The sequence below is a fragment of the Pedobacter psychrodurus genome, assembly GCF_004331735.1.
GTDB classification, from domain to species: domain Bacteria; phylum Bacteroidota; class Bacteroidia; order Sphingobacteriales; family Sphingobacteriaceae; genus Pedobacter; species Pedobacter psychrodurus.
Genome location: NZ_SJSO01000028.1, coordinates 32,182 through 55,161 on the forward strand (window position 1 = coordinate 32,182; position 22,980 = coordinate 55,161).

Consider the following 22,980-nt stretch of genomic DNA (forward strand, 5'->3'; position numbering starts at 1 on the left):
TCAAAAGTTTGATGCCCTGCGGCATAGGAGCAGAAAAAGAATTAAATAGATGTGTCCACACGATAGGTCTGCACGGGAATGACGATCGTTCTTATACAACCTGTCATTCTGAATGCTTGAAGAATCTCTCCTTTAGAAAAAATATTAGATAGACAACCGACCTTTTAGGCTATTGCAGTCCCGCTCCCGCTTCTGCCGATGAAAAAATCGGCATCTCGCTAAGATCGGGTTTAACAGGCTTACATCGTACAACCATATTTGGGGTAAAATAAACCTGACCGACAGCGTTATCCCGATTTAAGTATATATTTTCAATGTACGGAGCTTTATATCGGGATTAAGCAAAGGGCAGGACTATCGGAACCGAAGCACCACAGTCACTGCTTTCCAAAAAACAATTACTTCGTGATTAGCAAAGAAAAAGAGGTACGACACGCTTAACTAAGCTACTCAAATTATTCAAGCGCTCAGAATGACAAGATTCTTAATACAAAAAGCCTCTCAAATGAAAGGCTTTTTGTAGGGATGAAGAAATAAGTTATAGATATTGCTTAAACTTTTTTAACGTTTACTGCTTGTAAACCTTTTCTGCCTTCAGCTACTTCAAATTCTACGGTGTCGTTTTCTTTCAAGCTTTCGATTCCACCTAAAACATCTTTAAAATGTACAAATAAGTCTTTATTGTCTTCTTGTACAATAAATCCAAAGCCTTTTTGAGTGTTAAACCACTTAACTTTTCCGGTTGCCATAAAAAAATAAAAAATTGTATAAAATAAATAAACGTTTTACGCTTTGATCAGCATTTCATTCAACCAATTGCGTATTAATACAAGTATAACAACCAGTTTAAGCGTTAATATTGAAACAAAACTACCAAATATAATAATTTACGAATATAATGCAAGCCATTTCTAGCCATTCAACAAGAATGTTGCGTTGCTAAATAAAATCGTCGAATTATTTATTTGGTTGAGGCGTAGTACGTAAATATGGCTTAATTACTTTATGTCCTTTCGGAAATTTAGCCGGAATATCTTCCGTTTTAATACTATTTACTACAATTACATCTTCCCCGTCTTTCCAATCGGCTGGTGTAGCAACACTATAATTTGCGGTAAGTTGTAAAGAATCAATCACCCTTAACACTTCATTAAAATTTCTTCCAGTAGATGCCGGATAAGTAATGGTTAATTTCACCTTTTTATCGGGACTGATTACGAACAACGAGCGAACGGTTAAAGTTTCAGATGCATTTGGGTGGATCATATCGTATAGATTAGCCACTGTTTTATCTGGATCGGCAATAATTGGGAATTCGACAGAAGTATTCTGCGTTTCGTTAATATCATTAATCCATCCTTTGTGCGACTCGGCAGAATCAACACTAAGCGCCAGAACTTTAACGTTTCGTTTTTCAAATTCACCTTTTAAAGCTGCAGTTCTACCCAGCTCTGTTGTACAAACAGGGGTATAATCGGCAGGGTGAGAAAATAACACTCCCCAGCTATCGCCTAAATAATCGTAAAAATCTATTTCGCCAATGGATGTGTTGGCCTGGAAATTCGGTGCGGTATCGCCTAATCTTATACTCATGATATTATTAATTTAAATTTGACTAAAACAAATCTAAACAATAGTATAGTAAATACATAGATTTAATATTAATTTAAGACCTCCGAATTACAATTCCAATAAAAAACCCTGAAGAAGCAATCTTCAGGGTTTAAAAATATTAATTTGTTTGGGGGTGTTACATTTAGTAGGCTTTTATCATAAATACATAATCTTGTATTTTTTCGATCTGTTTGGTACGTTTTAAACCAGACAGCAAGCTTTTTTTATTGACAGAAAGCTTATTTACGCCTAATGAATCTTGAGGAATGGCCCTCATAGCCTCTAAAATATATTTTGATTTAATGGCAAAGGCTGCGCCTTCTGTCTGATCTGGCTTGCCACTAATAATACCCACCAAATTCCCGTTATTATCTAAAATTGGGCCACCGCTATTACCTGGATTAACTGAAATAGCTACCTGATACTGAGTGGTATCACCAATAAAACCATTTTTAGAACTCACGTAACCCTCTCCAAGTACAGCATCATCTTTTGGATAACCTAAAGTGTATACAATTTCACCAATGTTACTTGTAGTTCTTTTAATGGTATAAGGAATAGAAGATAAGTTACTAAAGTGTTTATCGTTTATTTTAAGAATTGCGATATCGTTTTGAGGATCTGTATAAACCGATTTTACCTTAAAAGATTCTCCTTTACTGTTTTGCACATATAAAGAATCAGCGCCATTAATAATATGCAGGTTAGTTAAAATGTAACCATTTGTAGAAATGGCAAAACCAGTACCACCAAAACTATTCTGAATATTTGGTTTATCAGAAGTTGTATTATTATGCTTAATTTTTCTGATTAAGCTATTTTGTGTTTTAATAGCATTATTTACCTGATTACTTAACTGCCTGTACCGCTCTGCCTGTTTAGTATTATGTTGAATAGAGTAAATAGAAACCAAAGAGAGTACAATGAAAGATGCTGCTACCGCAATTGCAGATTTATGCTTGCGCCACAATTGAACCACACGTGAAGGATGAGGCCTAAGTGTAGAAGCCAAACCTTCCACATCAATCTCTGAATGAATCTCGTTTAATTGATCTTTTAAGCGCAACTGCTCAGCAAATATTCCCATAGATTCTAAAAAGAACTTATGCGAAACTACTTTATGATCTACTGTGGCATCATTACGACGTAACTGTTCCAAGGCTTCAGTTTCCTGTGCATTAAGTTTACCTAAAAGATAATCTTCAATAATTGCATCTAACTCCAAATCGTTTCTCATTTCAAATTATGGTTGAAAAAATATTTTCTTTAACCTTTGCAGGCATTTATATTTCTGCGTTTTTGCATTATCGGTATTGGTATAGCCGAACTTTTCGCAGATATCCTGCATGGATAAATTGTGGATATAAAAATCCTGAATAATGGTTTTACAAGGTTCACCCAGATGATCGAGTGCTGATTGCATTTTTACAAAAGCAGCATCTTTCTCTTCGTGGTGCTCTACATCTTCCTCAACAGCAAATACATCTTCATAATCGGTAATACTACCGGTCTTTTTACTGTTTAGGCTAAGTTTTTTTAGCCAAATACGCCTACAAACCGAATAAATATAGGTTTTCAGTTTGCTGCTGAGCTCAAAATTACCCTCCTTAATTTTGTTATATAAAATTATTATGGCTTCTTGATAAACATCTTTTGCATCATCTTCATCACCGTTATTATTCAGGATAAACTGCAAAACCATCGCGTAATAAGCCTTGTATAACTTGTTAAGTGTATCTTCTGAGTTATTTAGAATACCTAAAATAACCTCTCTATCTGTTGGAACTGAACTCTTTAAACTGTTATTCACTAGTTAATACATTTTTCGATAAATAGTAACCCAATATTAGACAAAAAAATATTTATAGCCACTATAATTGCTTAATACAAACTTAAAGCAAACAGTAACCCAAGCAGCGATAAAAAATATTTTAACTTTTTTTGTAAATTTTCGGGTTACCTTTTTACCTTTGCGGCATTAATAAGAAATTAATTACTTAAAAAAATTCAAAAATGAAAAATGCATTCAAATTAGGCTTTTTAGCTTTAGCTTTATCTTTATCAGTTGTTGCTTGTAACTCAGAAAAAAAAGCTGAAGGTGCTGATACAACTTTAACTGATTCTTCTACTATCGTTACTGATACTACTGCAAAAGATACTACAGTTAAAGATTCTACAGTAAAAGATACTACTGTAAAAACTACTACAACTACAGAAGAAGTTAAACACTAGTCTAACTTTACTTATAAAAAAGGGCTTTGAAGATATCTTCAAAGCCCTTTTTATTTTTTTTACATTTTTTTTTATTTTCTTGGGTTACCTTTTTAAATAATAGGTATTAACAGGTAAATTAATTAATTACTTAAAAAATACTCAAAAATGAAAAATGCATTCAAATTAGGCTTTTTAGCTTTAGCTTTATCTCTATCAGTTGTTGCTTGTAACTCAGAAAAAAAAGCTGAAGGTACTGATACAACAGCTACAGATTCTTCAACTATCGTTACTGATACAACTGCAAAAGACACTACAGTTACAGATTCTACAGTAAAAGATACTACTGTAAAAACTACTACAGAAAAAACTGAAGTTAAACACTAGTCTAACTTAATCATAAGAAAAACCTCCCGATGTAAAATCGGGAGGTTTTTTTATTTTATTTAAAAAAACGGGTTACCTTTTTACATTTTACGTATTAACAGTAGATAGTAACCTAAAACAAAAATCAAAATGAAAAATGCATTCAAATTAGGCTTTTTAGCCCTAGCTTTATCTTTAACAGTTGCTGCTTGTGGCGAATCAGGTAAAAAAGCTGATGGCGCTGATACGACAGTTACAGATTCTTCAACTATTATTACAGACACAACTGCTGTTGATACTACTGTAAAAGATTCTACAGTGAAAGATACTACTGTAAAAGCTACTACAACTACAGAAGAAGTAAAACACTAATTTATTTCACAAATTTTTATAAAAAAGGCCTTAGAAATTCTATGGCCTTTTTTATTTATATTAATTTCTAGGAATCAAGACCTTAAAATCCATCAATTGTAGTAAATTTGCGGCAAAAATATAATCCGCATAATGAATTTAACATCACTACAGGCTATTTCACCAGTTGATGGTCGTTACAGAAAAACAACCGAAAGTTTAGCTGCTTACTTTTCTGAAGAAGCCTTAATCAAATACCGTGTTTTTGTAGAAATTGAATATTTTATCGCGCTTTGCGAAATCAACTTGCCTGGCTTAGAAAATTTTGACCGAAATCTTTATGCTGAATTACGCAAAATCCACGAAAATTTCTCAGAAGTTGATGCTTTAGAAATTAAAGAAACTGAAAAAGTGACCAATCATGATGTTAAAGCGGTTGAATATTTTATCAAAAGTAAATTCGACATCTTATCACTTCAAAACTATAAAGAGTTTATCCACTTTGGCTTAACCTCACAGGATATTAATAACACCGCCATCCCATATTCAATAAAACTGGCGTTGAATGATAGTTATTATCCGGCAATTAACACTTTAATTGAAAAGATAAATGCACTGGCAACAGAATGGAAGGATATTCCGATGCTGGCACATACGCACGGGCAACCTGCCTCTCCTACCAAATTAGGTAAAGAGTTTTTGGTTTTCGCAGAACGTTTGGCTATTCAGGTAGAAAGTTTAAAAACCATTCCAAACAGCGCGAAGTTTGGTGGTGCCACAGGAAATTTTAATGCACACCATATTGCTTACCCTGAAGTAAATTGGGTTAATTTTTCGAATCAGTTTGTTAATGAGACTTTGGGCCTAACACGTGCACAACATACTACACAAATTGAACATTACGATCAATTTGCAGCGCAATGTGATGCATTAAAACGTATAAATAATATTATTATAGATTTAGACAGAGATATCTGGACGTATATTTCTAAAAACTATTTCAAACAGAAAATCAAAGCCGGAGAGATTGGCTCATCGGCTATGCCACATAAGGTTAACCCAATCGATTTCGAAAATGCTGAAGGAAATGCAGGAATTGCCAATGCTTTATTCGAGTTTTTCGCGGCCAAATTACCAATATCTCGTTTACAGAGAGACTTAACAGACTCTACTGTTTTAAGAAACGTAGGTGTTCCTTTTGGACATACCTTAATTGCCATTAATTCTACGCTACGCGGATTAAACAAAATTTTATTAAATGAAGCTGCTTTACATGCCGATTTAGACGATAACTGGGCAGTTGTTGCCGAGGCTATTCAAACGGTGTTAAGAAGAGAGAACTACCCTAACCCTTACGAAGCCTTAAAAGAATTAACCCGAACAAATTCAAAAATCAATGCAGCAAGTATTGCCGAGTTTATTGAAGGCTTAGCAGTTTCTGAAGCTGTTAAAGTGCAATTAAGAACGATTACACCTTTCAATTATACTGGCGTTTTCTAGTCAAATTAAATTGACGTTAAGCAGACAGCTAACAAAGGTTTTATTAGTGAGTAATTGTTAATTTTGTTTATTCAAATTGATTAAGACATGACGATTAACGTATATACAGAACAAACTCCAAATCCAGCTACCATGAAATTCATGGTAAACAAGCTGTTAATAAATGGCAGTGAGGATTTTGCGACTAAAGAAAGTGCAGAACAATCGCCGTTTGCGAAAGAGTTATTTAAGTTCAACTTTGTTTCTGGCGTTTTTTTCGCCAGCAATTTTGTTACCATTACCAAAACAGATGATGCAGAATGGGCTGATATTGAAGCCATTTTAAAAGAATTTGTTAAAGGAGCTGTTGAATCTGAATTAAAAATTAAAGAAGTAACTACCGAAGAAGCACCTGCTTTTGAAGGTACAGAAACTGAGATTAAAATCCAGCAGATTCTGCACGATTATGTACGTCCAGCTGTTGAACAGGATGGTGGTGCAATTACTTACAAATCTTTTGATGAAGGTGTGGTTACCGTAGAGCTACGTGGTTCTTGCAGTGGTTGTCCGTCTTCTACCATTACGCTTAAATCTGGTATCCAAAACTTATTACAGAGAATGGTACCGGAAGTTACAGAAGTAGTTTCTGAAGCGCTTTAAAATTGTGCATTTTTCATAGTACATATAGTGAAAAGGTCCCGATGAGAATTGGGACCTTTTTTATGCTTCTTTTCGTCATCTCGATCCGATAGCTATCGGATGAAGTGCAACGAAATGGAGAGATCTATATCTAGAATAGATTTCTCCTCCAAAGGAGCTCCTTCGGAGCACTGCGGTCGAAATGACGATCTGCGAGGATACTTCTACTAAAAATACTGCTTAATCGCAGTCAACATTTCAGCAGTAAGTTTACCATTGGTAGCCAAGATCTCTCTTTTGGTGAAATATTCATTTCCACCCGAAAAATCATATACCTCTCCTCCTGCCTGCTGCACGATAAAGCATCCAGCTGCAAAATCCCACTGTTGTAGATTGTATTCGAAAAAGGCATCGAAACGGCCACAGGCGGTATATACCAAATCGATCGCTGCTGCACCAATTCTACGTACACCGTGGCTTTTCTGCATCATTTCTGTCAATAATTTTAGATATTGAGGCTGTTTATCAAACTGATAATATGGAAAGCCTGTTGCCAACAAACTTGATTTTAGATCAGGATTAGTTGAAACCTTGATTTCTTTCTTATTCATAAAAGCAAGTCCGCCTTTATGCGAATAAAACATCTCTCCTCTATTTAATTCGTAAACTACACCAATAACAGGCACGCCATCTTCATAAAGCGCTACGCTTATACCGTAAGTCGGAATACCGTGGATAAAGTTAGTTGTACCATCTAAAGGATCGATGATCCAGGTAAAGGTTTTACCTATACGGCTAATGGTTTTCTCTTCGGTTATAAAACCAGCATCGGGAATTAATTTTTCTAGATTTTGAACCAGTTTCTGCTCTGCCGTTTTATCAACATAAGAAACCATATCGTTTAACCCCTTATATTCAATTTTTTGGGCATCAAATTGCATTGCTTCTTTGCGGATAAAGTTTCCGGTAAGCTTTACAATAGAGATTACCTTATTGCATAATAATTCGTAATTCATAGCTATTTAACAACAAAACACAGCTGTTGTTGGATTTTAAATGAACTTATAAGTAAAATTTAAGCCAGTTTATTCTTATTTCTTAAAGCATAAACACTTAATGCAATGCCGCCAACAACAAGAAAAGTAGAGATCATTTCTGCCTGGGTAAAAGACAAACCAAAAACATGATATTTTGAGTTTACACGAATTAATTCAATGCAGAAACGCTCAATACCATTTAAGATCATGTAAATGCCAAACATTAAACCTGGTGCTTTTATTTTATCTCTAATGCGCCATAAAAAGGCAAAAAGGATTAAACAGATAATTACTTCGTAAATAGGTGTTGGATATACCCCTTGTGCCAATTCATTACAAAATTTACCACTACAGCCAGGGATTGGAATTCCGTCTCCTACCACGTTATTTGGATATTTGTAGGACCATAACCAATCAGGCAGCCAAGAAAAAGGCTTCGGGTTAAGGTTCTTAATTCCCCAGTCACCATCGCCAGCTAAGTGGCAACCGATGCGGCCTACAGCATAAGCCAGCATCATTCCCGGCCCGCCTACATCAAGCATATGCAAGGGCTTAATTCCGTTTCTTTTAGCAATAATTAATACTGCCGCACCACCGCAAATTAAACCACCATAAAAAGTTAAACCACTGAACGATAATAACCGCTCGATAGGATGTTGAACAAAATCATCCCAATATTCTAAGTTATCGAAGAACTTTGCCCCTAAAAACCCCCAGATAGCCGCCCAAACAATCAGATTACTCATGGTTTGGTATGGGTGGATGGTTACCTGTGTTTCTTTTGGTTTATCCAGCTTATGTTTATTCTTTTCAGTATAATCCCAATAGGCAAATAAACCAGCAAAAAACAAACCACCAATTATATTTCCTTTGGTCGACATTAAAATCGCCTGTGCATCATTTACAAAAAGTTTATAGTTCAACAATGCATAAACCAACTTATAACCAATAACAAAGCCGAAAAGGCCATTCATGATCAGCTCTGATGTAGTAGCAGGTTTGCCAACCACAATTGTCTTTTTAATTGGGTGGAGTATGCCTAATGCTTCTTTACGCTTAAGCTCTTTGGTAAAAGCCCAATAACCAGCAACAAACGCCAGCGCTACAAAAACACCGAAAGTATTAAATGGGAGCGGTAAATTAATGCCGAATAAATATTCTAAGAAATGTGAAACGGTAGGAAACATACAAATAATTTGTTGCGAAGATAGGAAAGAAAGACCAAAGCTGAAAGATTAAAGACCAAAGCTGAAAGACTAAAGCGGAAAGACTAGAGACCAAGGCAAAAAGACGAATGGCCCAAGCTTAAAGACCAAAGCGGAAAGACTAGAGACCAAGGCAAAAAGACGAATGGCCCAGCTTAAAGACTAAAGCGGAAAGACCAAAGACCAGCGGTTAAAGCTGGGAGAAACAGGTAAAAATCTATTTTTTATTTTGGAAAAGAGTGGTTCGGTTGTTATCGGTTAGGACAGTCCTGCTCTGCGCTTTACTTCGTGCTCGCTCCGATCAGGTTTAATTAACCTATTACAGTAGTTCTTGGGGAAAATTTTGACCAAGCGATACCAATTCCATGATCCATATTACATTTTCCATCATTAAAGATCCTTCGACTACGCTCAGGATGACAAACAAACGGTGATGAAAAGATATTGACTCAAGACTTCCGACTAATTACTCCAGACTAAACTAATGATGTGCGTAAACAGTTTCCAGTTCAGCTACTTCTACTTCTCCAACAGCCCTGCTCTGCGCTTTACTGCGTGCTTGCTCCGATCAGGTTTAATTAACTATTACAGTAGTTCTTAGGGAAAATTTTAACCAAGCGATATCTCCATCATCCATCTTACATTTTCCATCATTAAAGATCGTTCGACTACGCTCAGGATGACAAATCGAGAGGATGACAGACTATGATATTATAAACTTCGGACTAAGGACTTCAGACTCCGGACTAAACTAATGATGTGCGTGAACGGTTTCCAGTTCAGCTACTTCTACTTCTCCGTCGGCAGTAATTTCTAAAAGCTTAACCGCTTTCAGTTCATTTACCATAACCGGATCGTATTTGGCGCGTACTTTTACATAGTTTTTGGTAAAACCATGCATGTAACCCGATTTCTGATCTGCTTCGAAAAGTACTTCAGCTTCAGCACCAATTTGAGATTCGTAGAAAGCCCTACGTTTTTTATCAGATAAAATATGGAGCATTTTACTGCGCTCATTACGCTCGCTGCCTACCACAACGCCTTTCATTTCGGCTGCAGCTGTTAATTCGCGCTCAGAGTAAGTAAATACGTGTAAATAAGAAATATCAAGTTGGTTTAAAAACTGATAGGTATCCAAGAAATCCTCTTTCGTTTCACCAGGGAAACCAACAATTACATCAACGCCGATACAACAGTGCGGCATTACTTCCTTAATTTTGGCAACACGCTCTACATACAAATCGCTACGGTAACGACGGCGCATTAAACCTAAAATCTTATCAGAGCCCGATTGTAAAGGAATATGAAAGTGTGGAACAAATCTTTTTGAGGTAGATACAAACTGAATGATCTCGTTGCTCAAAAGGTTCGGTTCAATAGATGAAATACGGATTCTTTCAATTCCTTCCACCTCATCTAAAGCTTTAACCAGGTCAAAAAATTTATCTTCACGCTGGCCATTTCTGATTCCAAAATCGCCTAGATTTACACCGGTTAATACAATTTCCTTTACACCACCTTCTGCAATCATTTTTGCACGGTTCACCACGTTTTCAATGGTATCGCTACGGCTTGCACCGCGTGCCAAAGGAATGGTACAATATGTACAAGGATAATCGCAACCATCCTGTACTTTCAAAAAAGTACGCGTTCTATCGCCAATCGAATAAGAGGCAATAAAATTATGGTTTACTTTCTCTATATTTTGCTGGTGAATAAGGGCTTTGGGTTGTTTGGTTAAATCGGTAATATATTCTACTATCCTGAATTTTTCTGCAGCACCCAAAACCATATCAACACCTTCTATTTCGGCAATTTCCTGTGGTTTTAACTGTGCATAACAACCTACAATGGTTACAAAGGCATTTGGCGAATACTTTAGCGCCTCTTTAACAACTTTACGGCATTTTTTATCGGCATGCTCTGTAACAGAACAAGTATTAATCACATAAACATCGGCCTGGTCCTGAAATTCTACTACGGCATAACCTGCATCGGTAAATAAACGACCGATAGTTGATGTTTCGGAAAAGTTGAGTTTACAACCTAATGTATAAAATGCGACCTTTTTCATTGAGGCTGCAAAGATACAATTTTTAGATATTAGATTGGAAACAATATATTTGAGAATGAATAACTGACAAAAGACAGACTATAAATTGTTTGGAACACATATAGTTGTACCATCCTTTAACCGCAGTTCATGCATTCCTTCAGGACAAGCTCTTTTTTCACAGCCCGACAAACAGATACCTAAGACTATTAATACAACTAGAATAAAGCTTAATTTTAGCATGGGTATCGACTATTTAGTTTGAGTTATATGATTTAATGCATTCTTTTACAGCTTCAAAGCTATAACTATCATCTTTTTTGAATTTTTCCAGCAAGGCCGGATTATCAGCTATTAAATTATACATACTATCTTTCCGCTCCTTCCGCGAACCAAAGATCTGGTTACTTTTCACTTCAAACAATTGTCCGTTTTGTTTGCTGGCATACCAGATCACCACGTATTGATTATTCCCACTTTGTCTGTAATATTCGAACAAATCAATTTTGCCTTTAAGCAATCTTTGTAAAAAATCGGGGCTCTTTTTATCCGGGCGTACTTTAACGAGATAATTTATCTCTTTTTCTACTTTATAAAATTCTTTGGTTTCGCGGATTGGAATTTTATTAAAACTGGCACCTCCCTTCGGCTTGAACCGATAAAAACCAATAAATTGTTTTTTTATTTCACCTTTTAAAGTGTCGTTCTTTGAATTAATTAGGAAATCCTGTTGAGCGTTAACCTGAGAAAAAAAAGCACATGACAATACACAGCATAAGATAGCGCGTAAAAATAGTTTCATGATATTGGTTTAAATCGACCAAAAATATTAAAAATTTGGAAAAATACCAATTACTGCTCCTGCCACCGATAACTTTCCTGTTCGAAACCTGCCAGATCTAACACCCTGCTAATTACTGTTCCTGCAACTTCTTCTATGGTTTTAGGCAAACTGTAAAAAGATGGATTAGCCGGACAGATGATTCCGCCTGCTTCAGTTACAGTTTTCATGTTATTGATGTGAATTAAGTTAAATGGGGTATCTCTTACTACCGCTATTAATTTCCTGCGTTCTTTTAACACAACATCCGCCGCCCTCGAAATCAAATCGTTCGATATTCCATGTGCCACCCTACCTAAAGTTCCCATAGAACAAGGAATGATAATCATGGTATCGTATCTTGCCGAGCCCGATGCAAAAGGTGCATTAAAATCATTTTTGTTATAAAAGGTAAAGTCTTTAAAATGGTTATAATCCTGGTTCCCCAGTTCGAATTGCCAAACCGCTTTTGCATTATCGCTCATCACTACACCAACAGCCTCAATCTGATCTTTTAATTTTATTAACCGGTCAAATAAAACTTTTGCATAAATAGAACCGCTGGCACCTGTAACCGCAACAATCACTTTCTTTTTTATCATAATACAAAAATAGTTTTTCTAAATCCATTAAAACAAAAAAGGGCCAGAACAATGTTCTGACCCTACATCTACCTATGAAAAACATACCCTCGAAAGGGTAAGAACAAATATATATAAATTTTTAAAAAAATGTTAGTAAGAAATGTTAAATCGCTTAAATCAAATATATAATCTAAAAACAAAACGTAACGAATTGATTACCAAATAAATAATTTTCAAAAAAAATACATAAAAACTTTTTTTATACTTAAAAAGACACTTTTTTCAACAAAATACAGCTTAAGATTGTCTTACAAATCAGGCATAATCACCCAATATGTCCCTACTTTACATTTATGCTATTCTTTTTACACTTTTGACTTTACAATTTTTTGATATTGATATAACATGAAATTAAATTGATTGCATAAAAATATCAATACGATTTTATAACTTATTCCCTTCATAACCCTTAAATTTTTCTTACACCAAAGCCAATTTCGATCGTACGCGGCTTAATGTTTCAATCGCATGCATAAGAATGAAGCAATAATGTTTTAACGACGGCAGGTTGAGCGCTCCAAATACGACATCAACATACTGAAAAATAACAACTTACAAACAATCAGAAGACAATACACTTACAATTTATACTATTTTGTATGATAAATAATTACACCGTCTTTACAATTCGGTTGGCGATTAACTGCTTAACGATTATATTTGGGAAAGTGTCAACTTAAATTTATGATAGATTTAGCCTCTCCATTCTTAAAAGCACTGTTAAAACATTCTAAGAACCCCATAATCATTTTTAAAGTAAAACCGATATTGGTGGTAGTAGAACATAACGATGCTTACCAAGCTTTAATAGAGCGGGCAGGTGGAAAATTAAAATTCTATGATATTAACATTATCCCAAACCTCTTATCTGATGCTGAAAAGGCAGTTCTGATTAAAACAGTTCAGAAAGTAAGCGAGCTTAAAGCAAAGGACACCCTGGTTATTCATCCCATCTATTCTAACTCGCCAAACGTTAAATGGGAATTGGAATTTTCGCCTGTATTACAAAACGATCGTCCGGTTGAATATATCATCTGTTCACTAAGGGAAATTCCACTGGATGAAAATGACCTTGAGCATATTTTATTTGAACTTTCAGAAAGTGAAGCACGTTTTAGGGGATTTTTCGAGCAGGCCCCTTTAGGCATGTGCGTATTAAAAGGCCCAGAGCTTATTACCGAGTATGCAAACGATAACATATTAAAACTTTGGGACAAAAGCAGGAAAGAAGTAATTGGGATTCCGCAAGCAGAGGCACGACCAGAACTCGAAAAACAGCAAGCACTTGTAGCGCGTGTAAAAGATATTTTTAAAAACGGCCAGCCCTTAACAATCAATGAATTAAAACTTTCAACACCGGTTTCAGACGGTTATTTTATAGCTTTTTATGAGCCGTTAAAAAATGATAAAAATGAAGTAACCAGGATTTTAGTGATTATTAAAGATATCACGGAGCAGGTGAATTTTAAAAAAGAATTACTTAAAGCTAAAGACATCCTAAAAATAGCCATGGATGCATCGGAGATGGGCTCATGGAATATCGATCTAGAAAGCAAACAGGTACTTTTATCAGAAAGGGCACAACAAATTTACGAACTGGAAAATGACAGGTTGGGTATAGAAGAAGCCAAATCATTAATAAGTGTGGAATACATAGGACATCTTACTAGCGGTATCAGACGCGCATTACACCACCGAAATGCTTTTAACATCGAATACCAAATTAATTTGAACGGCATAGGCACTAAAAATAAATGGTTAAGAACAGCAGGAAAAGCCTATTATAACGAACACGGAAAAGCTGTTTATATAGCTGGAGCTGTTTTGGATATTACAGAACATAAACAGGACGAAATTAGAAAAAATGACTTTATCGGTATGGTTAGTCACGAACTTAAAACTCCATTAACATCGTTAAGCGCTTATGTACAACTTTTACAGCATAAATTTAAAGAAACTGATAACGACTTTACCATTCAGATACTTGATAAGGTAAATGTTCAGTTAAAAAGAATGTCGTTAATGATTGATGGTTTTTTAAATGTATCCTTACTAGAATCTGGCAAAATTTTATTGAACAAAACAAATTTTAACCTTGTTGATTTGATTAAAACTATGGCTGAGGAAAATAGAATTGTTTTACCTAGCCATTTTATCCAGGTGATTGGTTCGGAAGAAATGATTGTAAATGCAGATATGGAGAAAATCGGTAATGTGATCAATAACCTGATTGGAAATGCAGCGAAGTACTCAAAAAAAAACTCGTTAATTGCAATAAAGTGCGAAATAAAAAAGGGTTATGTAACTGTAAGTGTGGAAGATGAAGGCATAGGTATTAGAGAAAATGATATACCCAGACTTTTTGACCGTTTTTACCGCGTAGAGAGTCCTGACACTAAAACAATTGCAGGATTTGGAGTTGGCCTGTACATTTGTGCCGAAGTAATTGAAAGGCATAAGGGAAAAATTTGGGCAGAAAGCAAATTCGGTGAAGGTTCTATATTTTATTTCAGCTTACCCACTTCAAATGATCAATAAGATATTAATTTTGCTTAGGGCTTGTAAAATTAAGCCCTTATTTCTTCCATTTCTAATTTAACTTTAACCGCTATCAAGCCACGCTCGCCTAATTCTATTTCAAAAATTACTTTCGAATTTATATTAACTTGATCAGATACGTTATCTAACTGAAAGTGAATATCCTGGCCATTTTCATCAATAATGATTCCATGTCCGTATTCAAAATCAATGTGAGTAACCTCTCCGTTCCTCATATCACCCATTACAGAATATTTTTTATAAATAATGAGCAATTATAGTCAATTTACGTATAATTAAAAATACATAAATTAATTTTTTGAACAACTATAGGTTTTATCAAGCAATATTTACTACTACTAAAACGAATTAATAGAATCAAATAGAATGATTTCTTTATTCCGTTTTAAATAAAAAAATTAAAATATATTTTTAAACAACTGTTATACAGCTTGTTATTACAAATAAAAAAATCTATTTTTATAGGGCCAAATCGAGCTTGCGCGTGTTAGTAACTGAATTAATCATCCCAATTATGAAAAATCTCACCCAAACCTCAAGCATTAAAGAAGAAATCATCTTATTATCAGAAGAAACAGATCGAAATTATTGGGCTAACCGTTTAGGCGTAAGTTCTGAAGTTTTAAAATCTGCAGTGAGGGCAACAAGAAGTATTATGTTAAATCAAATCACAGCTTATTTAAACCAACGAAAGAAAAAACTCAGTATTTCTTGATTTTTTTATCAGAATAATTATCAAATATAAATAAGAAAGTTCCTAAAGCTTAATTTAAGAACTTTCTTAGGTTTTAAAATAACTAATACTTTAATCTACCTGTACAATAAGCCAATAAATTGGCCGGCTCTTTTAAGCTTTTTTTGACATTTAGATTGTCTTTAATGTGGTTAACCGCATTTCCAAGCTTCTGTTGTAGAAGATCAAGCATATCCACAATATTTTCTGGTGCAATGCTTAATGATAATACGGGGTAATATTTATCCTCCAGATCTTTTTTCTGACTATTAGTTACTAAGTCCAATGTCCATTCTTCGTTTACCGAAAAACCGTATTCGTGCCTGGTATTGTTTAGTTCGTACAAAAAAACCTTTGCCTGAACCCGTTGGTCGTTATTTACCATTTTTACTGGTTTTTTTAGCGAAAACATCTATATCAGTTTTTGCCGATTTACCTTTTCCCGATTGATAATCTGAGGGTGCCTTTTTGTTTACACTGGCCTCTTTCTTTTTGTCTCTACTCATTTCATTAAACGATTATAGTTTCGTAAGACTAATCATCATTGCATAAACAATTCGGTGATCAGAATCCCCATTTAAGATTAGCGCATACCGCTATGGTAATCAGTGAGAGAAAATTGTAATAAGAAGATTACTGATATAATCAAATATACATTTATAACGGGCTAAAATCGTCATATCAATATGGTTATAGAGATATATTTTACCTGCGGTAACGGTGCCAAACCCTGTACCATTTTTTATTATTGAGGTAACTGCGATGGTAGATACAACAAAGGGTTGGGAAATTAATCCCAACCCTTTATATACTAAATTATTTTATGCTTTTATTTTTGAGATTGCTCAGGCGCTTTTCCAATTAGATCCATAAACTGATCTAATTTAGGGGTAATAATAATTTGCGTACGTCTGTTTTTCGCTTTTCCGCCTGCGGTAGTATTATCAGCAATCGGGTTAAACTCTCCACGTCCACCAGCAGTTAAACGTTTAGGATCCACTGCATACTTGGTCTGCAATACCTGAACTACAGATGAAGCACGTAAGGCACTTAGATCCCAGTTGTTGCGGATGTTGGTTTGAGCAATAGGCACATTATCCGTGTTACCTTCAATCAATACATCATAAGTATCGTAATCTTTTATGATTTTGGCAATTTTGTTTAGAGTTTCTCCAGCTTTATCAGAAACTTCGTAACTGCCCGATTTATACAACATGTTATCAGCTAAAGAGATGTATACTACGCCTTTAAGCACCTGCACATCAACATCACCCAATTCTTCTTTACTTAACGATCGCGTTAAATTATTGGTTAACACCATATTAAGTGAATCGCTTTTGTTTTTGGCATTAACCAGTTGTTTGATGTATTTATTTGAACTATTAATCTCATCAACTAGTTTTGAAATGTTAACATTTCCCTGGCTACTAGAATTTAAACATTTATTTAAAGCATCTTGCAATGCCGTTACATTGGCTTTTTCTGAGGCGATCTGCTCTTCTAAACTTTTAACCCTACTGGTACTACCACTAAGCTCCCGTTGACTATCCTGATATTTATTACTTAGCTCTTGATTTCTTTCTCTCAACTTAGCATAAGTATCCTGAAGTTCGGTATATTTCTTATTGCTTACACAACCTGCTGCAAGTGCAAGGGTAAAGAGCATTATAGGGACTGATTTGTATAATTTCATAATTTTAATTTATTTATTGATAGTACATTAACAAATTTCTTGCCGCAATGTTTAATATCGCCTGGAACTGATGTTAAAAAGCGTTAATCTTTACTGAATCGAAGCTTGCCAATGCTTTATATGTTCTTAATCCTATACTACCGGATGGATATTGATTATCTGCAGCAGAAAGAATAGGCTTAGCTGATCCGTTTATAAAAATATCAAATTTATCCTCCTTCGCCACTATTTTTAAGGTATACATTTTATTTATTTCAACAGGATATTTTCCTGAACTTATAACGGTCCATTTTTGCCCGTCAGCTTTCCCCAACAGTACCGTTCCATTGGTCTGATCTAAACCCACATAATACCCTTGGTAAGCGTCGGGTCCAATTGCCGGATTAGAAACCCTGAACATTAAACCTGCATCGCCCGCGGTATTGATTTTAACATCTGCCTGATAAGTAAAATCTTTAAAATCAGTTCCATTAGCCACATATTTAGATCCATTTATCCCATAACCACCAGAGCCTGCGTTTGATGCCGCGTTAACCTGTCCATCTTTCCAAAACCAGCCACCACCATAAAAAACCCAATTGCTGGCCATTCCCTGATCAAAATTTTCAAGCAAAGTCTTATTTATTTTTTTTGGCTGACCGATTACAGGGAAACAACTTAGGCGTATATTTTCAGATCCGAAAGGCACCAAGATCACTTCTTCTTGCTTTTCGTTAGACGCAATTGGACTAAAGGGCACATCAAAAGCTGCCACTTTATTATAGCTTAATCCCCATGATGGAATCTTTTTTGCCCAAACTTTTAATTTAATCGGTGCATTTGCTGCAATAAAAGGGTTTTCTGGCATTGTCGATCTCACCACGCTAACGTTACTAAAATTGCCTTTATCTATCACTAAGCCATAATTCCACGCCGATTCCGGACGGATTTCGTAATCTGTAAAGCCAGCAACCGGATGCGTTTTGGTTAACTTATTTACCGCCTTAATTTCTAGTGCATAAACAATAGGGCCACGTTCTACACTTACCGAATTGTTTACTTGCGCCTGGGTGGTAATTTGCATCGGAAAATCCAGCTCTAATTGGTCTTGATCTTTCCATTCGCGTACTATAGTAAACATTTCTCCAGCTTTTACTCCTTTTAATATCGTTCCATTTAATTTTATGCTGGGTTTTACACTCCAGGCTGGGATTCTTAATATCAAAGGAAATGATGTGGAAGCGGCAAGACCAATTTTTAACCTGATCTGTTCTTCGAAGGGGTAATTGGTTTCTTCAGTAATTTTTATTTTTTTGTTCTCGGCTACCACAGTTTCTATTTCCATCGGGCCATAGGTAATTATCGCCAAGCCTTTCTCTGGAGTAGCCACTACACTACTTTTCACAAAATAAGGCCAGCCCATGTGCATATTATAGCGACAGCAGCCAAAACCAGAATAAGGACTAGAAACGATACCTGAGCCATAATCTTGATTAAAGCCATGCTCTCCGTGAATACTTTGAACCTGATTGGGTAATGTATAATACGAATGGTTTTTAAAATCGCGGCTAAACTGTGCTGGCAGCGCATTAAAAGCCACCTTTTCCAACTGATCGCCAATTTTAGCATCATGAATAACCTTTGCTGCTGTTTCTAAACTCTGCATCCATTCTACCACGGTACAGGTTTCTACGCCTTCTATACTGCTTGTGCCCGCCAGGAATTCAGTTCCAGAACCTAAACCTTCCGGCTGACCGTGGTCGTGCATAATATGGGCTATGCCTTTAGAAAGTGCTTCAACATTAGAAGGAAGATCTTGAAGTTGCGCATAAACCACTGGAAATTTTAAAGCTTGGGCCACATTTACCATATGTTTTGGCTGAAAATCATCACCAAAAAAGTAAAACCTGTTGTTGCTATAAATATCGATCCAAGGGTATGCCTGTTGTTTTAACTTTTCTACTAGTTTTAATAAATCCTGATCGCCGGTTTTATTGTAAAGCCAAATGGCAATTTCCATATTATCGCCTGCTCTTGATTTTGCCCACTCTTTTAATGGATCAGCATCGAGGTTATTGAGTTCGTATTTAAAATATTTTGAGAGAAATGGAATAACCCTTTTATCATTTGTGGCCTCGTAATAGCTTTGCAAAGCATACATCATTGGCATGCGTGGCCACCAGTCTTTCATTTTCGGCGGGCCGAATAATCCGTTGGCTTGTTGATTGTTTAAAGTCCAATCGATATACTTTTGCGCTTTCGCTTTTAGCATAGGATCATCTAAGGTATACGCCAATGCTACCAAACCTTTAACATAATACGGTACCCGCTCCCATCCATTTCCATCGCCCCCTAGCCAATCGGAGTTTTTACCTAAATTATCTTTTTCCGGGTACAACTCTTCTGCCATTCCTGTTGCACCATCTCTTTGTTGTTCTAGTTGCTTTAATAACCATCCTTTGGCTTTAATACTACCTATTGGCAATTGCACATAAACATGCTGTTTTAATGGTGCTTTATTAAACTCAGTTAAATTTTGGGCATTCAAAGTATGAATAGATAGACAGGAAACCAGAAAATAAATTGAAGTAATTATTCTTTTCATAAAAGGGTTATTGGTTAGATAATATTTTATAAAACTAATAAATATGAGCGAATATTAAAACGATTTAGTAACCTAGATTCAAATAAATAAAAAACACCGTTTAGTTGGCTAAAGCAAGCTTAAACTTTGAGAATAACAAATTGAAAGGTAAAAAATTATACAGTTTGCAAAGCCTAAGGTTTACACCAAATTGTGATATATACCAATTTTTAACCCGCTATGATAAGCATCGGCCTTGTTCGCCAATCAAGCTTTTGGTGGAAACTGAGATTAGTTCTATATTAGATCTAGAGAGCGTTAATTTAGAATCGGGGGATAGCCATTGGTTATTCCCCGTTCTTATTTTTAAGTAAATATTTTATATTGAAATGCTTGTACAACTAGCAGAAATCACTTTCCAATCTTCTTTCACTTTACCCCAAACCCTCAACCATTGATATTTGCCATTTAGCAATAAATCGGCATAATTTCCTTTGATAAAAATACTTGCTGAAACAATAACAATAGATTCAAAAACACGTATTTCCCGCTTGGATACGTTGATCTTGGTAATTTTGATCATGCCGCTCCGGTAGGCATCCAGGTCCATTTCTTTATCCAACACATTCCCATACTGATCATGAAAAAGCATCCCATCGGCAATCAACAAATCGAGTGTGCTCAGGTCTGTTTTTTTAAACCCATCTAATAATTTTTCTTCAAGGTCGGCAATCAGGAGAATGGTTTCCTGGTCTGATAAAGTATTTGGCATAATTTCCGGTTAGCCAGTAAAAATATAAAGTAAGCCACAAAGAATAGCGCAACTCTAAATATTGCCTGCATTACACGCATTTAGCCACACACATTGCACAAATTTTATTTCTTTGCAAAGGTAAGGCCTTGCCAGGTATCTGTTCTAAAGGGTGATGCTGGCAAACCATCGTTGCTAACAAGGTTACATACAGGGTTATTTCCCCATCCATAACGAACCGCAACAGGATTTGCTACCTGATCGCTGCTTACCGTAATCTGATTCCCTTGGATGCTTGCTTTGGCCCAATAAAATTTCTTATCAGCTCCAGCGATGGCAAAACCTGTTAATGCTGCACCATCTGCAGCTTTTAAACCGTTTTGGCTATTGCCAAAGGTTAAACTGATCTGTTTTCCTTCAATTTTATTTGATTGATAAACGGGGCCAGAATAGTTTATTTTTTGACCATATGTTTTAGCCAAGGCAATTAATGCCAATCTTCTGCCTACCTCTTGTTTATTTTTAGGGTGGATATCTTTTGCATCACCAATATCAATAATAGTTGCCATGCCTGTATTTGGCAAATCAAGTGTTTTTTGCTGTGCCTCCCTAAGTTCTGCCCAGGCAGATTCTACTGGCGCATTATCAATCTGCATAAAATTGGCCAATTGAACAAAATAGAAAGGAAAATCACCCTGCGCCCATTTCTGACGCCAATCTTTGATCATCGTTGGAAATAATTCGCGGTATTGGTAAGCCCTATCGGCATTACTTTCTCCCTGGTACCAAATAGCTCCTTTAATTGAGAATTGTTGATAAGGATGAATCATTGCATTGTACAAAACTGTTGGCCGGTTAGGACCATTTTCTTCGTAGGGCTTGGGCTCGATGTTTTTAAAATCCAAACCTATTTTATATTTCCACTCACCAGCTAACGAAATTTTTTCGGCAGAGACATTTGTTAAATTTAAATCTTTAGCATCACCATATAATCCGCCACCTCCCCCGCTATCAAAAACCCTAACCGTGATGATATTTTCACCTACTTTGAGCAAGTTAGCAGGTATTTTATATGTTCTTCCAGCGTTATACCCTACCGTTTCGCCAACTTTTACACCGTTTACAAAAGCAATGTCGTTATCATCAATAGTACCCAAATTAAGCTTTGCTCCGTTTGTTTTCCAGCTTTCTGGAATCGTAACCTTTTTTGTAAACCAAACCACACCATCGAAGTTATTAAGTGCTGCATCTTCCCATAAGGTTGGCAAGGTCATATTTTTCCAATTGGCACTTTCTGTTAATGCCCATTTCATCTGCCCGTCTTGATTACCTGAATCTTTATCCGTAGTGATTTTAACCCAATTATATACGCTTTCTTCGTAAGAAGTTTTCGATGGATTTTTAGCTGATTTCTGGAGCTTATCAACTACAGCAGAGAAATCTGCCATCTTTTTTAACGATTCGGCACTCGTCCAGGCTTCGGCAATTGTTCCTCCCCACGAGGTATGGATCAGACCAATTGGAATCTTGGTTTTTTCATACACTTCGCGTGCAAAAAAATAGGCCGTAGAAGAAAAATCAGCAATATATTTGGGGTTACATTCCTGCCAACCACCATTAGCCACCTTGGCATCGTTAAGCGGAAAATTACTGGTAACATGTTCTGCCTGCAGTAAACGGATATTTGGATATTTAGCTTCGGCAATTTCTTTTTCGCTATTGAGGATTTTGCCCCAACCTGCCAGTGGCATTTCCATGTTCGATTGTCCGGAGCAGATCCACACATCGCCAATTAATACATTATTGAGCACGAGCAATTCTCCATCCGATATTGTGATGGTATACGGTCCACCGTAACCTGGTGTTGCCACTTTAATTTTCCAATTGCCATTGGCATCAGCAATAGCTCCATAATTAATTTTATTCCAGGAAACCGTTACTTTAACTGCTTTACCGGCATCAGTTTTACCCCAGATTGCTGCATTGGTTTTTTGCTGTAAAACCATGTTATTACTAAAAACTGACGGCAATAAAATTTTAGCCTGTAAAAACTGAGTGGTGAAAAGTAAAAATGTGATGAGAAGTATAGATTTTAACTTGGGGATGCTCATATTTTAACCTATTTTTTGATGATTAGAAAGCGAATGTACATTTTCTGTTTGTCAACATCAATATATATACCTGTTCTTCACAAATTTATGATAAAAATAAGGGAAAATTCATACAATTAGTTTGGGTAAGAACATCATTTTGCTTATTTTG

The 22,980-nt window shown here is 35.8% G+C and carries 23 protein-coding genes; 7 read left to right on the forward strand and 16 right to left on the reverse strand.

The features are described from left to right. Positions 1–551: 551 nt before the first annotated feature. The 4 genes from EZ456_RS22460 to EZ456_RS22475 form a co-directional block, all read right to left on the reverse strand. Entirely contained in the window at positions 552–749 is a 198-nt protein-coding gene (locus EZ456_RS22460; RefSeq protein ID WP_029276380.1) for a cold-shock protein, read from the reverse strand. 208 nt (positions 750–957) lie between these two features. After that, positions 958–1,593, reverse strand: a complete 636-nt coding sequence (locus tag EZ456_RS22465) for a peroxiredoxin (RefSeq protein WP_131534040.1) — start codon at positions 1,591–1,593, stop codon at positions 958–960. Between the two features lie 163 nt (positions 1,594–1,756). Further along, the gene (locus EZ456_RS22470; RefSeq protein WP_131534042.1) at positions 1,757–2,851 is read right to left on the reverse strand and encodes a S1C family serine protease; all 1,095 of its coding nucleotides are present in this window, start codon (positions 2,849–2,851) and stop codon (positions 1,757–1,759) included. 6 nt (positions 2,852–2,857) lie between these two features. Continuing rightward, entirely contained in the window at positions 2,858–3,424 is a 567-nt protein-coding gene (locus EZ456_RS22475; protein ID WP_131534044.1) for an RNA polymerase sigma factor, read from the reverse strand. 203 nt (positions 3,425–3,627) lie between these two features. On the opposite strand from EZ456_RS22475, the gene EZ456_RS22480 reads away from it, so the two are divergent. From EZ456_RS22480 to EZ456_RS22500, 5 genes are all read left to right on the forward strand, one after another. After that, positions 3,628–3,846 (forward strand): hypothetical protein, encoded by a 219-nt coding sequence (locus tag EZ456_RS22480; protein WP_057934272.1) that lies wholly within the window; start codon positions 3,628–3,630, stop codon positions 3,844–3,846. A 147-nt stretch (positions 3,847–3,993) separates the two neighbouring features. Next, a complete protein-coding gene (locus tag EZ456_RS22485) occupies positions 3,994–4,212 on the forward strand; it encodes a hypothetical protein (RefSeq protein ID WP_131534046.1) in 219 nt (72 codons plus the stop codon). 129 nt (positions 4,213–4,341) lie between these two features. Further along, positions 4,342–4,563, forward strand: a complete 222-nt coding sequence (locus EZ456_RS22490; RefSeq protein ID WP_086545741.1) for a hypothetical protein — start codon at positions 4,342–4,344, stop codon at positions 4,561–4,563. Between the two features lie 132 nt (positions 4,564–4,695). After that, positions 4,696–6,042 (forward strand): adenylosuccinate lyase, encoded by a 1,347-nt coding sequence (gene purB, locus EZ456_RS22495; RefSeq protein WP_131534048.1) that lies wholly within the window; start codon positions 4,696–4,698, stop codon positions 6,040–6,042. Between the two features lie 87 nt (positions 6,043–6,129). Continuing rightward, positions 6,130–6,681 carry a NifU family protein gene (locus tag EZ456_RS22500; RefSeq protein ID WP_131534050.1) on the forward strand — a complete coding sequence of 184 codons (552 nt, stop codon included), beginning with the start codon at positions 6,130–6,132 and terminating at the stop codon, positions 6,679–6,681. Between the two features lie 206 nt (positions 6,682–6,887). Here the strand turns inward: EZ456_RS22500 and EZ456_RS22505 are convergent, their stop codons facing one another. The 5 genes from EZ456_RS22505 to EZ456_RS22525 all read right to left on the reverse strand — a co-directional run bounded on the left by EZ456_RS22505 (position 6,888) and on the right by EZ456_RS22525 (position 12,377). Then, positions 6,888–7,676 (reverse strand): inositol monophosphatase family protein, encoded by a 789-nt coding sequence (locus tag EZ456_RS22505; protein WP_131534052.1) that lies wholly within the window; start codon positions 7,674–7,676, stop codon positions 6,888–6,890. A gap of 59 nt (positions 7,677–7,735) precedes the next feature. Next, on the reverse strand, positions 7,736–8,884 hold the full coding sequence (locus EZ456_RS22510) for a prolipoprotein diacylglyceryl transferase (protein WP_131534054.1): 1,149 nt from the start codon (positions 8,882–8,884) through the stop codon (positions 7,736–7,738). A gap of 769 nt (positions 8,885–9,653) precedes the next feature. Next, positions 9,654–10,976 carry a tRNA (N(6)-L-threonylcarbamoyladenosine(37)-C(2))-methylthiotransferase MtaB gene (gene mtaB, locus EZ456_RS22515; protein WP_131534056.1) on the reverse strand — a complete coding sequence of 441 codons (1,323 nt, stop codon included), beginning with the start codon at positions 10,974–10,976 and terminating at the stop codon, positions 9,654–9,656. A gap of 235 nt (positions 10,977–11,211) precedes the next feature. Then, on the reverse strand, positions 11,212–11,757 hold the full coding sequence (locus tag EZ456_RS22520; RefSeq protein ID WP_131534057.1) for a hypothetical protein: 546 nt from the start codon (positions 11,755–11,757) through the stop codon (positions 11,212–11,214). A gap of 50 nt (positions 11,758–11,807) precedes the next feature. Then, on the reverse strand, positions 11,808–12,377 hold the full coding sequence (locus EZ456_RS22525; RefSeq protein ID WP_131534058.1) for a UbiX family flavin prenyltransferase: 570 nt from the start codon (positions 12,375–12,377) through the stop codon (positions 11,808–11,810). A gap of 726 nt (positions 12,378–13,103) precedes the next feature. Here EZ456_RS22525 and EZ456_RS22530 point away from each other — a divergent pair. Continuing rightward, a complete protein-coding gene (locus tag EZ456_RS22530) occupies positions 13,104–14,957 on the forward strand; it encodes a PAS domain-containing sensor histidine kinase (RefSeq protein ID WP_131534059.1) in 1,854 nt (617 codons plus the stop codon). Positions 14,958–14,986: 29 nt separating this feature from the next. Here EZ456_RS22530 and EZ456_RS22535 read toward each other — a convergent pair whose 3' ends face one another. Next, the gene (locus tag EZ456_RS22535; RefSeq protein WP_131534060.1) at positions 14,987–15,202 is read right to left on the reverse strand and encodes a hypothetical protein; all 216 of its coding nucleotides are present in this window, start codon (positions 15,200–15,202) and stop codon (positions 14,987–14,989) included. Between the two features lie 290 nt (positions 15,203–15,492). On the opposite strand from EZ456_RS22535, the gene EZ456_RS22540 reads away from it, so the two are divergent. After that, positions 15,493–15,693, forward strand: coding sequence for a DUF3606 domain-containing protein (locus EZ456_RS22540; RefSeq protein WP_131534062.1), 201 nt, complete (start codon positions 15,493–15,495; stop codon positions 15,691–15,693). A gap of 82 nt (positions 15,694–15,775) precedes the next feature. On the opposite strand, the gene EZ456_RS22545 is transcribed toward EZ456_RS22540, so the two are convergent. From EZ456_RS22545 to EZ456_RS22565, 6 genes are all read right to left on the reverse strand, one after another. Continuing rightward, positions 15,776–16,096, reverse strand: a complete 321-nt coding sequence (locus EZ456_RS22545) for a hypothetical protein (protein ID WP_131534064.1) — start codon at positions 16,094–16,096, stop codon at positions 15,776–15,778. Continuing rightward, positions 16,086–16,217, reverse strand: coding sequence for a hypothetical protein (locus tag EZ456_RS25700; RefSeq protein ID WP_262712020.1), 132 nt, complete (start codon positions 16,215–16,217; stop codon positions 16,086–16,088). The genes EZ456_RS22545 and EZ456_RS25700 overlap by 11 nt, the downstream gene beginning before the upstream one ends. Before the next feature lie 323 nt (positions 16,218–16,540). After that, complete coding sequence (locus EZ456_RS22550) at positions 16,541–17,404, reverse strand: OmpA family protein (RefSeq protein ID WP_131534066.1); 864 nt, start codon at positions 17,402–17,404, stop codon at positions 16,541–16,543. Positions 17,405–17,477: 73 nt separating this feature from the next. After that, positions 17,478–19,988, reverse strand: coding sequence for a beta-L-arabinofuranosidase domain-containing protein (locus EZ456_RS22555; RefSeq protein ID WP_131534068.1), 2,511 nt, complete (start codon positions 19,986–19,988; stop codon positions 17,478–17,480). 358 nt (positions 19,989–20,346) lie between these two features. Continuing rightward, positions 20,347–20,739: a nuclear transport factor 2 family protein gene (locus EZ456_RS22560; protein ID WP_131534070.1), complete on the reverse strand. Its 393-nt coding sequence runs from the start codon at positions 20,737–20,739 to the stop codon at positions 20,347–20,349. Positions 20,740–20,843: 104 nt separating this feature from the next. Beyond that, positions 20,844–22,829 (reverse strand): sialate O-acetylesterase, encoded by a 1,986-nt coding sequence (locus EZ456_RS22565; protein WP_131534072.1) that lies wholly within the window; start codon positions 22,827–22,829, stop codon positions 20,844–20,846. Positions 22,830–22,980: the final 151 nt, after the last annotated feature.

Bases quoted from the DNA above. Each gene is read 5' to 3' on its own strand.
- EZ456_RS25700 (WP_262712020.1), bottom strand. From the start codon at position 16,217: ATGAGTAGAGACAAAAAGAAAGAGGCCAGTGTAAACAAAAAGGCACCC.
- EZ456_RS22525 (WP_131534058.1), bottom strand. From the start codon at position 12,377: ATGATAAAAAAGAAAGTGATTGTTGCGGTTACAGGTGCCAGCGGTTCT.
- EZ456_RS22565 (WP_131534072.1), bottom strand. From the start codon at position 22,829: ATGAGCATCCCCAAGTTAAAATCTATACTTCTCATCACATTTTTACTT.
- EZ456_RS22465 (WP_131534040.1), bottom strand. From the start codon at position 1,593: ATGAGTATAAGATTAGGCGATACCGCACCGAATTTCCAGGCCAACACA.
- EZ456_RS22555 (WP_131534068.1), bottom strand. From the start codon at position 19,988: ATGAAAAGAATAATTACTTCAATTTATTTTCTGGTTTCCTGTCTATCT.
- purB (WP_131534048.1), top strand. From the start codon at position 4,696: ATGAATTTAACATCACTACAGGCTATTTCACCAGTTGATGGTCGTTAC.
- EZ456_RS22500 (WP_131534050.1), top strand. From the start codon at position 6,130: ATGACGATTAACGTATATACAGAACAAACTCCAAATCCAGCTACCATG.
- EZ456_RS22560 (WP_131534070.1), bottom strand. From the start codon at position 20,739: ATGCCAAATACTTTATCAGACCAGGAAACCATTCTCCTGATTGCCGAC.
- EZ456_RS22530 (WP_131534059.1), top strand. From the start codon at position 13,104: ATGATAGATTTAGCCTCTCCATTCTTAAAAGCACTGTTAAAACATTCT.
- EZ456_RS22485 (WP_131534046.1), top strand. From the start codon at position 3,994: ATGAAAAATGCATTCAAATTAGGCTTTTTAGCTTTAGCTTTATCTCTA.
- EZ456_RS22545 (WP_131534064.1), bottom strand. From the start codon at position 16,096: ATGGTAAATAACGACCAACGGGTTCAGGCAAAGGTTTTTTTGTACGAA.
- EZ456_RS22535 (WP_131534060.1), bottom strand. From the start codon at position 15,202: ATGGGTGATATGAGGAACGGAGAGGTTACTCACATTGATTTTGAATAC.
- EZ456_RS22550 (WP_131534066.1), bottom strand. From the start codon at position 17,404: ATGAAATTATACAAATCAGTCCCTATAATGCTCTTTACCCTTGCACTT.
- EZ456_RS22460 (WP_029276380.1), bottom strand. From the start codon at position 749: ATGGCAACCGGAAAAGTTAAGTGGTTTAACACTCAAAAAGGCTTTGGA.
- EZ456_RS22470 (WP_131534042.1), bottom strand. From the start codon at position 2,851: ATGAGAAACGATTTGGAGTTAGATGCAATTATTGAAGATTATCTTTTA.
- mtaB (WP_131534056.1), bottom strand. From the start codon at position 10,976: ATGAAAAAGGTCGCATTTTATACATTAGGTTGTAAACTCAACTTTTCC.
- EZ456_RS22505 (WP_131534052.1), bottom strand. From the start codon at position 7,676: ATGAATTACGAATTATTATGCAATAAGGTAATCTCTATTGTAAAGCTT.
- EZ456_RS22520 (WP_131534057.1), bottom strand. From the start codon at position 11,757: ATGAAACTATTTTTACGCGCTATCTTATGCTGTGTATTGTCATGTGCT.
- EZ456_RS22510 (WP_131534054.1), bottom strand. From the start codon at position 8,884: ATGTTTCCTACCGTTTCACATTTCTTAGAATATTTATTCGGCATTAAT.
- EZ456_RS22490 (WP_086545741.1), top strand. From the start codon at position 4,342: ATGAAAAATGCATTCAAATTAGGCTTTTTAGCCCTAGCTTTATCTTTA.
- EZ456_RS22540 (WP_131534062.1), top strand. From the start codon at position 15,493: ATGAAAAATCTCACCCAAACCTCAAGCATTAAAGAAGAAATCATCTTA.
- EZ456_RS22480 (WP_057934272.1), top strand. From the start codon at position 3,628: ATGAAAAATGCATTCAAATTAGGCTTTTTAGCTTTAGCTTTATCTTTA.